This is a genomic window from Candidatus Paceibacterota bacterium, assembly GCA_030583745.1.
Classification (GTDB): domain Bacteria; phylum Patescibacteriota; class Minisyncoccia; order Phycocordibacterales; family BOKC01; genus BOKC01.
In genome coordinates, this window is sequence record CP129473.1 from 538,607 (window position 1) to 550,962 (window position 12,356).

General features: G+C 40.9%; 13 protein-coding genes. 3 read left to right on the forward strand and 10 right to left on the reverse strand.

Features of this window, described 5'->3' with window-relative positions; all coding sequences use genetic code 11:
- Position 1: 1 nt before the first annotated feature.
- The 8 genes from QY304_02860 to QY304_02895 form a co-directional block, all read right to left on the reverse strand.
- Positions 2-652, reverse strand: coding sequence for a hypothetical protein (locus QY304_02860; GenBank protein WKZ26309.1), 651 nt, complete (start codon positions 650-652; stop codon positions 2-4).
- A 63-nt stretch (positions 653-715) separates the two neighbouring features.
- Entirely contained in the window at positions 716-1,168 is a 453-nt protein-coding gene (locus QY304_02865; protein WKZ26310.1) for a PrgI family protein, read from the reverse strand.
- Between the two features lie 56 nt (positions 1,169-1,224).
- Positions 1,225-1,386, reverse strand: a complete 162-nt coding sequence (locus tag QY304_02870) for a four helix bundle protein (GenBank protein ID WKZ26311.1) — start codon at positions 1,384-1,386, stop codon at positions 1,225-1,227.
- Positions 1,361-1,534 carry a four helix bundle protein gene (locus tag QY304_02875; protein WKZ26312.1) on the reverse strand — a complete coding sequence of 58 codons (174 nt, stop codon included), beginning with the start codon at positions 1,532-1,534 and terminating at the stop codon, positions 1,361-1,363. The genes QY304_02870 and QY304_02875 overlap by 26 nt, the downstream gene beginning before the upstream one ends.
- A gap of 32 nt (positions 1,535-1,566) precedes the next feature.
- On the reverse strand, positions 1,567-2,547 hold the full coding sequence (locus QY304_02880) for a hypothetical protein (protein ID WKZ26313.1): 981 nt from the start codon (positions 2,545-2,547) through the stop codon (positions 1,567-1,569).
- A 27-nt stretch (positions 2,548-2,574) separates the two neighbouring features.
- Complete coding sequence (locus tag QY304_02885; protein WKZ26314.1) at positions 2,575-4,542, reverse strand: hypothetical protein; 1,968 nt, start codon at positions 4,540-4,542, stop codon at positions 2,575-2,577.
- Positions 4,539-5,801, reverse strand: coding sequence for a fibronectin type III domain-containing protein (locus QY304_02890; protein ID WKZ26315.1), 1,263 nt, complete (start codon positions 5,799-5,801; stop codon positions 4,539-4,541). The genes QY304_02885 and QY304_02890 overlap by 4 nt, the downstream gene beginning before the upstream one ends.
- 19 nt (positions 5,802-5,820) lie before the next feature.
- Positions 5,821-6,669 (reverse strand): hypothetical protein, encoded by an 849-nt coding sequence (locus tag QY304_02895; protein WKZ26316.1) that lies wholly within the window; start codon positions 6,667-6,669, stop codon positions 5,821-5,823.
- A gap of 95 nt (positions 6,670-6,764) precedes the next feature.
- On the opposite strand from QY304_02895, the gene QY304_02900 reads away from it, so the two are divergent.
- Entirely contained in the window at positions 6,765-7,850 is a 1,086-nt protein-coding gene (locus QY304_02900; protein WKZ26317.1) for a hypothetical protein, read from the forward strand.
- A gap of 5 nt (positions 7,851-7,855) precedes the next feature.
- Here QY304_02900 and rsmA read toward each other — a convergent pair whose 3' ends face one another.
- On the reverse strand, positions 7,856-8,647 hold the full coding sequence (gene rsmA, locus QY304_02905; protein WKZ26318.1) for a 16S rRNA (adenine(1518)-N(6)/adenine(1519)-N(6))-dimethyltransferase RsmA: 792 nt from the start codon (positions 8,645-8,647) through the stop codon (positions 7,856-7,858).
- A gap of 9 nt (positions 8,648-8,656) precedes the next feature.
- Positions 8,657-10,582 carry a UvrD-helicase domain-containing protein gene (locus tag QY304_02910; GenBank protein ID WKZ26319.1) on the reverse strand — a complete coding sequence of 642 codons (1,926 nt, stop codon included), beginning with the start codon at positions 10,580-10,582 and terminating at the stop codon, positions 8,657-8,659.
- 252 nt (positions 10,583-10,834) lie between these two features.
- Between QY304_02910 and QY304_02915 the strand changes: the two genes are divergently transcribed.
- Together QY304_02915 and QY304_02920 are read left to right on the forward strand one after the other, a co-directional pair.
- Complete coding sequence (locus QY304_02915; protein WKZ26320.1) at positions 10,835-11,818, forward strand: peptidoglycan DD-metalloendopeptidase family protein; 984 nt, start codon at positions 10,835-10,837, stop codon at positions 11,816-11,818.
- Between the two features lie 120 nt (positions 11,819-11,938).
- Complete coding sequence (locus tag QY304_02920) at positions 11,939-12,355, forward strand: hypothetical protein (GenBank protein ID WKZ26321.1); 417 nt, start codon at positions 11,939-11,941, stop codon at positions 12,353-12,355.
- The last annotated feature ends 1 nt before the right edge of the window (position 12,356 follow it).

Here is a 12,356-nt window from a genome sequence, read left to right on the forward strand (position 1 = left end):
TTTATTCTTCAAGCTTAATAGCTTTTTCAAGCTCCCCAGGATTGAAAGTTTTGTAAAAGAGTTCAACAACTTCCTCTGTCCTTAAAACTACGGTTCTCAAACCAAAACTTATAAGACCTTGTTCTAAAACTGAAATTCTCTGCTCTAATTGAGTTAAGTTTTCTTCAAAAACATCACCCTCACTTTCTTTCTTGTCTACGTTTTTTTCTTTTCTTCGAAAGTTGGCTAAAGAAATTCCGCCTCCTTTACCCCTTTTAATTATTGATGGGGTGTAAGGTATTACTATGAAAAAATGTTTTGTCATTATATTGGTGTTTTCGGTGAAAGCTTTTATAAAACCAATATATTCTCTGACCTGAATTTTCATCAAATCGCTTTTTTGTGCCTTCTCTCTTTCTTCTAAGAGAGCAAGGTATGGTCTAATGTCGAGCCGTCTTGATTGCACTACAATCTGTACCGAGAAATCTAAAGAGTTCAGAAGGTTTTGAAACTGAAAAATTATTGCTTTTCTTTCCTCCTCGGATTTTAAGGCAAAGTTTGTGGAAGAAACCATCAAAATCGCTCTCAAACTCCCATCTTTTAGGGTTATGATTCCGTTCCTTATTTCTTTTATTGGAACAAACTCTTGTGTTGCTTTAGCAGAAATTGCCATTTTATTAAAAATTATATTTCAGTTTTTTAACTGAAAGACCGTATAAAACATTCTATCATTTTTTTACCCGATTTTTTCTGACACCTTGCTGTCTTTGTATCTCCTGATTTCTTCTCCCTGTTCTTTCACATCTAATTTCCAAGTTAAGTCTTTGAGTTTTGAGCCGGTCAGTCGTGGAACAAACTCATCCGGCATTTTTTCTGTTTGTTTCGCATCTTTTATTACTATCTCTTCTTTTTCTTCTTTTCTCCAAATATAAAGTTTGCCGGAGAGCAAGTATTTAAAAGCTGCCTCAAGAATTTCAATGAATGGTTTGTTATTGATTTTCCAAAATGCCAACGCTAGACCCAAAGCACCAATTGGTAGGATAAGTAAAAGAGCTAAAAAACGCGGCAAGACATTATATAGCACGATTATAATTCCAGCTGTTCCGGCAAGATAAATAAACTGCTTTAAAGTAAAAGGGCCGATAATTTTGTCCTCTACTTCTATAAATTGTGGGACTTGAAAACGCATAAGCTAGGGTTTAGGGAAGAAAGAAGTTTGTTTAACATCTTCATTACTTCCACTAATTAATTATACACTTTTTCGGTTTCGTTTTTGTTAGCCAGTTTCAGGTCTATAACTAATAAAAGTTGAGTTTCTAATTCTGCCCCAGAACCAAAAGCAACTCTTACGAATTGAATATATTCTTGTCTTGATTTCCTACTATAACCTTCTGCAAGCTTCTGCAAGGTTAGACGGAATGGAAACTGCCGACCGACGCATTTGTGAAACCAGCCCGTATAATTCCTCTCTTGGAAATTGTTTGGTCAGGTTATAGACAGACTTAACAAGTTCGAAATTTTTTTGCCAAACAATCAGGTCTTTATAAGATTGCATTTCCCTATTGGCTATACCCTAGACCCTAAATCCTATTCGAGAGGTTCACGATACGGGTCGGTGCTGTGATATCTTTCTTTTCTGGATTTTTCTATTTCTTCTTGGCTTTTTGCAAACGATAAATCATTGTTGCCGGTCGGCAAATTTTCCGGAGCAGAAGGTCTTGGCTCTGGTCGGAAATCAGTTTGTCTTGATTCGCCTGTAATCTGCCGTTCAAATGCTGTTTTCTGTCCGTAAGCTGGTGGATGTTCTATTTCTTCCAAAATTCGGCTTTTGTCCAAATTCTCTTCATCATCTTCTTCCTCGTACTGATTTTCTATTTCTACACCCCCGACATTTCCTTTCCAGTCAAAGTCGTTTGCGCCTAAATCTTTTGCCGGTTCAATCCCATATCTTTTTGTATTGTTTATGGGTGGATTTTCTTTTATTGCCGAGTTAAAGACCGGCGCTTTATCATTTTTTATTTCCGGCACTTTAGACAATTCCTCTCTGATTCTTTTTAAAGAGTCGTTTGGTTCTGGTTTTTTTACTGCTGTCTGGGGCGGTATATATGTTTCTGGCTCTCTTCGTGCCACTCTTTCAGATCTTTCGTTTAGGCCGGCGGATAAATTTGGAGTGTAATTTTTCTCTTGCGGTTTCTGGTTTTCTTTTTCGCCGAGACCAGTTTCCGTCATTCCTTTTTCGTTTTCTTCAATCGCTTCTTCTATAGCTTCCAAAGTTGTTTCCACCGGACGAAAAATGTTTTTATAGACATCGGTTGAAATCAAAGATGCTTGGCCAAAACTAATACCTAATTGTTTTTGAATGTTACCACCGTAGTCGCTTAAATTTTCTAAACCCAAAAGCACAAAGTAGGTTTCGTTTTTTAGCGCTTCCAGTTGGTCTTCACTTAAGCCGTTGGCGGTGGCGATTGCTCGGAACTTACCCCTCAATTCAGGGTTAGCGATTGTTTGTTTAAGGTCGTCAGGTAAGTTTTGATAATTTTCTTTTATTAATTGCTTTAAATCATCCATTTTATTTTTTATTTTTAATCAACAAATTTATTTTTTGTCTTTGTCTGACCCTTTGTCTTTCCCCCCTTTTTCCTCATCTAAGATATCTCTTATAACGCTTTCAATATTTTGGCCAGGAGCTTTACCTGTCCGAATAGCTTTAGCTGCCGCTATTCTTTGTTCTTTGTTTGAAAATGAGAAGGTTTGTCTTAAAACCCCTCTCGGTCTCTCAAGTTCTTCGGCTCTTTGCTCCATTACAGCTTTTTTCACTTGCGCTCCTTTGATTTGGGCGTTTGTATTCCTTTGTTTGTATCTTTCTCTAAGTTTTTTCATTTCCTGTAAATATTTCTTTCTAGCTTCAATTATCTGTCGTTTTGCTTCTTCTTCCGCTTCTTCTTGGGTTCCCGCTCCGACAGCTACTGTATCTATTTTTTCCTGCTCTATTCTGTCTAATTCTGCTTGGTATGTGCGGCCGATTCTTCCTGCCTTACCTTTGTCTGGCGATGCCTCAACCGTGGCCATTCTCTGGCTTCTCTGCTCCACTACTTCTTGTTCAGCCTTTTCCCCAGCCTTTTTTGCTTTTTCTACTTCAATTTTTGCAAAAGCATCCCTTCGTTTATCTCTTGCTTTTTGAAAGTCCGCGCCACTTGGGCCTTTACCACCAAACTTGCTCTTTGAAAGTCCCGTAAGCGGGGCTCTTAACATAGAACCAACAGCTGTTTGTCCGAATCTCGTACCACCGAGCGCTCTGTCAGCCCCTGCAGCCAATCTGCCGACGGTTTGTCTTGCCGGAGCTGACCCCATTCTTTTGGCGCTGTTGCTTGCCCATTTCACCGCTTTTTCTCCACCCTGAACCCCGATTAATTTCGCGGCGACGATTGAGAATGCTGCCATTCCTATAACCACTATAAAATTGAAGATTATCGCCATTTTGTCTTTCAAAAGACCCTCCACGAACCCTTCCTTATTAGAACCACTTAATCCGTCTGGTATTATGCGGGTGAGAGATTCTCCCAAATTTGTTCCACCGTTTGTCAATCCATTTAGTACTAGTATTGTTACCCAGATCAAAGCTAGAAAAATTGGAGCAAAGATCGCTTGAGAGATAAGTGCATCCCACCATTTTTTTGACCAATCGTCCTTCGGTAAAGCCATAGCGGCAAAAGCTAGAGGTGAAAGAATCATCAGGAATATTAAGACCACAAACCTTATTGTTAAAAGAATTGCTGCGGCGGCAAAAACAAAAGCTACCACCATAAAAAGGAAAAAACTTAAAATTGCTACCAGAAGAATGTTTAAGGGGCCGTTGACAGTGCTTAGTAATTTTTCTGCTCCCGCTAAATTAAAAGCACTTTCAAGTCCGAGTTGTCTCATAAATGCTCCGGAGAGGCCTAAATCTTTTCCGGTGCTTGAGACCCCCACCTCTTCTATTTGATTATAGAAACTTGTTGCCACAATATTTGAGGCATCTATAAGAGCTTTTGTGAAAAACAAACTGAAATTTATTAGTAGAGCGATGATTATGACATGAACCAAGAGTTTTTTGGTGGTAGCGGTATCCATCCGCAAAATGGTCATTATGGCGATGTATAGGATGATGAAGATAAAGAAAATATTGGCGAGGTCTCGGAAAGTCCCCCAGGCATCTGTTATGACCGGCAGGTCTCTAACCCTTTGAGCCATTTCCACGATCGTATAATCAAGAGTGTAGTTTAACAATAGTCCAGCCAAGCCAAGAACCCAACCGGCAAGCATGATTATAAATTTACCAATCCAAGAAGCTATGCCTTCTGCAAAACCTTCAGCGAATTCTTTAGGTTTTTCAGCTACCATTTGACCTCCTTGGATAATTCCACGAATAGCTATATCTGCGCCGGGAAGCGGCACAATTTGAGCTTCAGAAGATTTTGTTTCAATAAACGGTAACGGAAAAACAGCCGAAAAAAATAAGAAAACTATTAGAGTTGAGAGAAACAGAAATTTTTGTTTTTTGTTAATGCCCGTTAAGTTTTTCATAGCGGCAGGGTTGATGTGGCGACACTCATTGACCGACCAGATTCTTGCTCAAGATCGTTAAACGCGGATACCTGGTAAGTATATTCTGTATTGGGAAACAAGCCGACATCTGTAAATACCGTCTCTGTTGTAGTTACGACAGAGACGTCATTCCTCCATACCCGATAGTTTATTGATCCGATTTGTCCGACTGCTGGATCCCAACCAAGACGAACTGTTGTCCATGTCGTGTCGAGAACTTTCAAATTTTCAGGAGTTAAGGGAGCGTATTGGCGGGTCGGTACTTTTTCGTCAGCTCTGGCCTGCGCTGCCCCCTTTAATCCGCCGCTACTTAAAGCGCCGGTGATGAGTTGGCTCGAAAGAGATTGTAGAATACGGTCAAAACTGTCAGCTGTTTCAAGTTCCCGCAGTTCCGTTCCAAGGGCGGTATCTAAACTGTTGGCAATTGTTTTGCCTGGCGTAATTATATTCCCGATATCATCGGTCAAAGAGAAAAATCCGTCGCCCCAGTTTAATTTCATAAGCTCTGTGTTTTGGGCGCCTGCGATTCTGGAATTAAGCTCGGCTTCAGTTGCCGAATAAGCTCCGTAAGGATTGTTTTGCGGTTGGATAATCTGAAACCAACCATCCCATCCGCCGACTGAAAAACCACCGGGCTTTGTAAAATTAGCGTAACTTTCCGCATTTTGGAGCGCGCCGGAGAGGGTGCAGGACCACCGCGATCTACTCGACTCAAATTGGTTATTATATTTGAAATTCAAGAGGCCTCTTAAATCAAAGCCGAACTCGGGAGTTTTGAACGGACTGCAGAGGAAACTCTCTAAGCCGGCGCTGTTTATAAACCCACCAGCAACAGAATCGGCAACGCCTAAAAAGAAATTATTTGGATCGGTAACAAATGCCGACCCACCAGCAAATCCAGAATCCACCCACTTGATTATATTGCTTGTTACCATGCCTAAAATTCCGCTTGAAATCTGTCGGGCGATGAAATCGTGGCTTGTCGGAGCGAGTGAAGCGGCCACTCCCGGACTTAGGGGATAAATTCCTGGTACTTGGCCGACTTCTTTTGCAGTGTTGGCGCCAGTGGCAATCGCAGTGTTCATTCCGTAGGTGTTTAGAAAAGTTCCTTGTAGAGCGTCAATTGGAACGTGTGGTTGAGCTTTGGCTTGGATTGGGGCGAGCGTGCAAAACATCGCCAAAAACATCGCCGAGCAGAATAAGAAGTTTTTTTCAGCTTTGGTTTTCAGGAAATTCATTTAATAAAAATTTATAAATTTAAATATTCAGAACTTTTTCAATCACGTAGCCCGGGTCGTTTGGAGAGAAATAAACATCGTTTTTCTTCAAATATTCGCTGATTTTTGAAAGTGCCTCGCGTAAATCAGAACCATATCCGGCGTAATTACTGATAATAAATATTCCATCAACCGGGTCTGACAAAACAGTTTCAAAATTCTGAATGCTGATTCTGACTCCATTTAAGGCATTTATCATTTCAAGATGCGAGGAAGCGATTTCCGCAGGTGTTTCAAGTTTCAGATATTCGGAGATTAAATTGTCGTAATTTTTTATTACCAGCTCAAGTTGTTTTAATTCAGCCGGACTGTTTAACTGCATAGCTTTGGCCAAAACGTCGTTTGGGTTAGGAACATTTGCGGAAAAAGAGTATTTTTGGGAGATTTCGCCAATCTTGTTTCCGTAAAGACGCAGATCTTCTTTGCTGTTTCTAGCGCTGATTTTCAGATCCGAAATTCTGTATTCCGTCGCTGATTTTCTTAAAATTTCCTGATCAATGGGGTTTTTGTCAAATATTTTTTTTATTACTTCTTCCTCATCTATCCTTTCTTTGTTTTTCTGGGCTTGGAAGTATTCTTCTAAGACTCCTTTTGCCAACTCATCCGCATAGGCGCCGCTGACTCTGGGAATAATCATTTGCCGTCTTTCCAAGATTTCTTTTTCCCACATAGCCAAAGAATTGTTTGGGGACTCGGTTCTTATAATCGGCTGGTCGGACTTATAAACTAGTTCGCGCTCGGCGCCCAATTCAACGCTCGCTGCCGTGACAATTATCACTAGGGAAAAAACTATCGCTCCGATTATGGTTATGATTGATTTTCTAGGCATAAAACTTAAAAGTATTATATCAAATAAAAGCCGGAATTCATTTTGTTTTTCAGCTGTGTGGATTATTTTCTCTACCTTGTTGTATAATAGGCGAAATGTTTTTTAAAGAAAAAAAATTGAAGATTTACAAATACTTTTTGGCCGTTTTTATTTTCTTCCTTTTAATTTTTGGCGGGTTTGGTTTGGGCTTTTCGCAAAAAGATTTTAAACCGGGAATCGTTTTCTTGTCGCAGAAACTGGGTTGGTTTAACCTTGGCTTGGCAAACGCTTCAAATCACTTTTCTTTTTTGCTTTTGCAGGCCGAAAACTGCCGGGAAATAGTTTCGGCGTACGGAGAGTTGACTGATAGCAGGATTAGCGTTTGTGTTTCAGCTTTTAGAAGTTGGGAAAAATGGGGCTTTGAAAGAAACGATGATTTTCACCCGCTTTGGCTGACTTGGCTTTATTGGAAAGAAAACCCCGACAAGCAGGCACCTCTGACTTTTGATGGTTGGGCAAGGGGGGCTTCCGGCATGCTTAATTCTTGGGCAAAATTCATGAGTGAATATGAGGGGCCGTTAGATGATATTCACAACCCTTGCCACGACATCACTCTTCACTACTCTTCCAGTGTCATTAATACTCCGCTACAAAATCCGGATACGGGATGGAGAAACTATTCCAGTTATTACGAATCATGTGAAGAAAAATTCAACAAATTTTCGGAATATGAATATGACGATCCGGAGCACCCGCTCTATCTTTTTTGGGAACAATGGAACACAGACCAATCTTGGGAGACGGATGATGGACAACAGAATCTTATTCCGCCCCCAATTTTCAGCCAATGGGAAATTGGCGCTGGACTTTTAGCCGAGAGCGAATGGAATTTTACGAGGCAGCCGTTTTTTAGTAGTTTACCTGGCTTTGGTGGGAGGGTCGCAAGCGTTATGGACTGCACCTGCGACGAGACTAAGCTTTTTTATTTAACACCCGTTCCCGGAAGCTGGTCTGGGCCGTATTTGGTAAGAGAGTCAACTGACTTGCACCCGGTTTACGGTCCTGTTTCTTCAGGCCGGTGGGTTTTGGGGAATGTTAATTCCGGCGGATCTTGCATGATGACTTCCAATACCGGTTGCTATCCAATCCCGACAATGTTTAAAGTTCAGCCTCGTCCGGCCGGAGTCGGCGCTAGCCAATAGTTTTTCTAATTAAAATTTTTCGCCAAACAACCCCAATTTTCCAGAGTCAAATTTTCGGCTCGGCTTTTCTCGGTGATATTACATTTTTTGTAAACCTCTTCTAATTTTTCTTTTGGCGCGAAAATCAGGAACTTCTTCTGTAAAATTTTTCTTTTCTCGGCGAAGCCGACTTTTATAATCTCAAAAAATTTTTCTTCCGCGATTTGGTTTTTCCGGAAAAAATCACGGCTGATATTCTTTATGGCGATAATCCCCGAATCTACTTTTGGCGCTGGACTGAATTCTTTGGCTCGGACTGTTTGGATGTATTTCGGATTACCAAAGGTTTTAACGCTTATGGACAATAAACTTTCTTTTTTATCTTGGGCTACTATTCTTTTGGCGACTTCTTTTTGGAGCATTAAGACCATGGCCGCTGGCTGGTTGTCGCTTTGTAAAAACTTTCGTAAAAACTTTCCAGTTATGTAGTATGGTAAATTAGCTACCAATTTGTAGCTATTTTTAATGTAAGTACTTTGGTCTATTTCTAAAATGTCACCATGAATTATTGTAAGTTTTCCGCTAGAAATTTCAGCCCCGAATTTTTCTTTTAGAAACGGGATAAAACGATCGTCTTTTTCGATCGTGATAACTCTACTCCCCTGTTTTAACAATTCTTCAGTCAACAATCCTTCTCCTGGCCCGACTTCTACCACCAAATCGTCTGGCAAGATTTCTGCCGCCTCTCTCATTGTTTTCAAAATTTTCCTGTTTCTCAAGAAATTTTGACCGAGAGTTTTTTTGGCTTTAATTCTCATTTTTTTACTTTAAAATTCGATGTTTATGAAGTTTGAAGACCGGTTGTAAAATTCTATCAATTCGCCCGGAATGTCGGCGATGAAGGATGAAGGCAGGTTATAGACATTGTTGCCAAAAATTCCCCGCCGACCCGCGTAAGAAAGAAAAACCTTTTTTCTGGCTCGCGTCAGGGCGACATAAAACAGACGCCTTTCTTCTTCTTTTTCTTCCGCTCTCATATTTGGGCGTTCATAAGGAAATAAATTTTCTTCAAGGCCACTAATAAAGACATAATCAAACTCCAAACCTTTGGCGGCATGCGCTGTCATGAGTTTCAAATTTTCTTGAGGTTTTTCCGGTGAATCTTCGTCGGTGGCGAGCGAAACATCGTCTAAAAATTTGCTCAATGATTCACTGGGATTTCCGTAAGAATATCTGCCGGCGAAATTCACAAGCTCAAGGATGTTCTCTAAGCGTTCTATGTCTTCAACTCCACCTTTCTCCAGATGATTTTTCAACCCGCTTTTTTCCAAGACAAACCTGATTAATTCAGATGGATATTTTGTCTCTGACTCCTTTTTTATTTCCAGCAAAAAATCTCTAAATTTTTTAATTTTTATTTTAATTCCGATGTTCAGCTCGCTTTCTTTTCCGGCAAAAATTTTCAGAAGAGAGGTTTTCCCTAAGCCCCTTGGCGGTACATTTATTATTCTTTTAATATCCGAGAAGCTTTCCCAGTCCAATGCCGCTCTTAGATATGAGACGATGTCTTTTATTTCTTTTCTTTCAAAAAATTTGATGCCAATAACTTGGTATGGCAGGCCCTCCCCCATAAAGACCTCTTCTAAAGCCCGCGATTGAAAGTTGGCTCGGTAGAGCACGGCGATTTCTTTTGCCGAAACACCGCCTTGAATAAGGTCTTTGACTAGCGTGGCGATTTTTGCAGCTTCATCAATCTCATTTTCCGCTTCTATGAGTGAAAGTTTATCCCCTATTTCGTTTCTGGTGAATAAATTTTTTTCCGGCCGGAGTGTGTTCTTTTTTATGACTTCGTTAGCGGCATTTAGAATGTTTTGACTTGATCGATAATTCTCTTCCAAAAAAATCATCTTTGCTTCCGGGTAGTCTTTTTCAAAATCAATTAGGTTTTTGAATCTGGCACCTCTGAAGCTGTAAACACACTGGTCGTGGTCGCCGACCACGCAGATATTTCGCTTGTCTTTTGCCAGTCGTTTGGCAATTTCATACTGAGCTTTGTTGGTGTCTTGGTATTCATCAATGTGTATGTAGTGCCAAAGGTCATGATATTTTTTAAGGATTTCGTCTTTTCTCAACAAAAACTCACACTTTAGAAGTAAATCGTCAAAATCCAAGGCCCTCTCTCTTTTTAGAATTTTTTCATACTCTCGCCAAACGTGAACAACTTCTTTTGGTAGGTATGAAAACCCAGAATCTTCAAACGAAAATTCTTCAAAATCTTCCGGAGTCTTGAGTTCGCCCTTTTGTTTTGAGATTAAACTTAAAATTGCGCCGGGAGACAAATCACTTTTTTTTCCAAGGTTTTTCAAAGACTCTTTTATAGCTTTTTTTGAGTCTTCGCGGTCAAAAATTTTAAAATACCTGTTTAGGCCGAAGATTTTTGAATTTTCTTTTATTATTTTTACACCCAATGCATGGAATGTTCCGAGGAACGGACCTTTACCATTATGAATCTCAACCCCTCCTTGTTTAAGGAGTTCAAAAACTCTATCTCTCATTTCCCGCGCGGCTTTATTGGTAAAAGTAATTGCCAGAATTTTTTCCGGATCCACCCCGCTTTTTATAAGATGGAGAATTCTCCAAGTCAGGGTTTTGGTTTTTCCGGCTCCGGCTCCGGCCACTATCAAAACCGGCCCGTCAATCGTTTCAACCGCCTCTTTTTGCTTTGGATTTAATTTTTCAGAAATATTTTTCATTTTTAGTCAAGGAAAGTCTCTATCCACAGACCATTTATGTTACTATTGACTCCCCACCTTGTATCGCTATAATGGCAAGTATACCAGAAATGAGGTCACCCTGAATTCAGAGGCGACAGGACACAGAAATTCCGAATTATCATTAATTTAAGCAATATTTTACTTGATTCTCAAAATATCGACCCCCCAGGGTCTCTAAGTCGGGGTCGTAAAAACTGTATTTTATTTGGAAGAACCTTTCTGATAAAGGCCTTGTTGTTGCTTGTGGCGGTTTCTGTTCCTTTTTTAGCTCAAGCTAAAATCATTTCTTTCGTTTCTAATCTTTTTGCCAGCGGAAACGAGGTTTGGGACAAAACAGCTCCAAATTCTCAACAAATGAATTTACTTGAAGCCCCACTATCCCCTTTCAACTCAATTGGTGGTGGAGACGTTATTATTGACGGTGGTGCTCTGCTAGTTGAGGGCGGTCTTTTGTCAGGGCAAGGCGACAGCTTGCACGAACCTGGCAAAATAAGCGTCTATGTTGTACGCGAAGGAGATTCCTTGTCGCAAATTGCTAAAATGTTTAATGTTTCGGTCAATACTATACGTTGGGGTAACGATATAAAGGGTAACACTATAGCTCCCGGGCAAACTCTTGTGATTTTGCCAATTTCTGGCATTCGCCATACCGTAACATCCGGAGATACTTTAGAGAAAATCTCCTCCCGTTATAAAGGAGACGTGGAAGAAATTATTGCTTACAACAATATCAGCAAAGATTCGAAACTTGCCGTAGGTGAGATATTGGTAATTCCGGGCGGTATTATTCCTGAATCAAGTCCAACAGTGAGAACCTCTTCGTCTTCTTCTGGTTCACAATCTCGACCGTCTTCAGGCGCGCCGGTTTACGAGGGCTATTATTTAAGACCGATTTCAGGCGGTTACCGCTCTCAAGGTATTCACGGCTACAATGGTGTTGATTTGGCAGCTTCTGCAGGCACTTCAATTATGGCTTCGGCAAGCGGAGTTGTTACCGTCAGTAGAAATTCCGGCTGGAACGGCGGTTACGGTAATTACATAGTTATTTCACATCCAAATGGTACTCAAACTCTCTATGCTCACAACCGCAGTAACACTGTCTCTGTCGGCGAACAGGTAAAACAGGGTCAGGTTATCGGTTATGTTGGTTCAACAGGAAGATCAACCGGTCCGCATGTCCACTTTGAAATTCGTGGAGCTAAGAATCCGTTTTAGTTTCTTTCTCTCTTATAAATTTTCAGAACTGTTTCATTGACTTTTTACTATAAGTTCGCTATAGTCTAAAAAGACAAAAAAGAACGCTTGTCGCGTTCTTATAGACGAAAGGAAGCGGAAATGAGAAAGGCGTTTTCTGTCATCGAGACCCTCACGGTTCTCGCCATATTGGTGATTCTTGGTCTCATTCTGTTTGTCCATTGGCCTCTGGCGCCAACTCCGACACCGCCTGACACGACCAAGATTGTGGAGAAATACGGAAAGAAGTGGGAGGGTGTTCAGGTTGGCGACATCCTCATCAATCAGCGCGCCGGCCACGCTTACTTTTTTCTGTCGTTTGAGGGGAATGACTCGTTGCAGGTCTGGAGCTTGAATAATCGCCACGCTGTGGCCGATCCGATTCTGCCGATTCATAATCGGGCATTTGATTTCCGGATCATTCCTCGTGGCGATCCGGAGAATCCAAGCCCGGAATGGCTTCAGGCGCTTGACGAGTGGTTCAGGCGTTTTGTGCCAGACCAGCCTCGAGACAAATGAG

Excerpts from the sequence above, each read along its gene's own strand:
- QY304_02860 (WKZ26309.1), bottom strand. The coding sequence starts at position 652 with ATGGCAATTTCTGCTAAAGCAACACAAGAGTTTGTTCCAATAAAAGAA.
- QY304_02865 (WKZ26310.1), bottom strand. The coding sequence starts at position 1,168 with ATGCGTTTTCAAGTCCCACAATTTATAGAAGTAGAGGACAAAATTATC.
- QY304_02875 (WKZ26312.1), bottom strand. The coding sequence starts at position 1,534 with ATGCAATCTTATAAAGACCTGATTGTTTGGCAAAAAAATTTCGAACTT.
- QY304_02880 (WKZ26313.1), bottom strand. The coding sequence starts at position 2,547 with ATGGATGATTTAAAGCAATTAATAAAAGAAAATTATCAAAACTTACCT.
- QY304_02885 (WKZ26314.1), bottom strand. The coding sequence starts at position 4,542 with ATGAAAAACTTAACGGGCATTAACAAAAAACAAAAATTTCTGTTTCTC.
- QY304_02890 (WKZ26315.1), bottom strand. The coding sequence starts at position 5,801 with ATGAATTTCCTGAAAACCAAAGCTGAAAAAAACTTCTTATTCTGCTCG.
- QY304_02895 (WKZ26316.1), bottom strand. The coding sequence starts at position 6,669 with ATGCCTAGAAAATCAATCATAACCATAATCGGAGCGATAGTTTTTTCC.
- QY304_02900 (WKZ26317.1), top strand. The coding sequence starts at position 6,765 with ATGTTTTTTAAAGAAAAAAAATTGAAGATTTACAAATACTTTTTGGCC.
- rsmA (WKZ26318.1), bottom strand. The coding sequence starts at position 8,647 with ATGAGAATTAAAGCCAAAAAAACTCTCGGTCAAAATTTCTTGAGAAAC.
- QY304_02910 (WKZ26319.1), bottom strand. The coding sequence starts at position 10,582 with ATGAAAAATATTTCTGAAAAATTAAATCCAAAGCAAAAAGAGGCGGTT.
- QY304_02920 (WKZ26321.1), top strand. The coding sequence starts at position 11,939 with ATGAGAAAGGCGTTTTCTGTCATCGAGACCCTCACGGTTCTCGCCATA.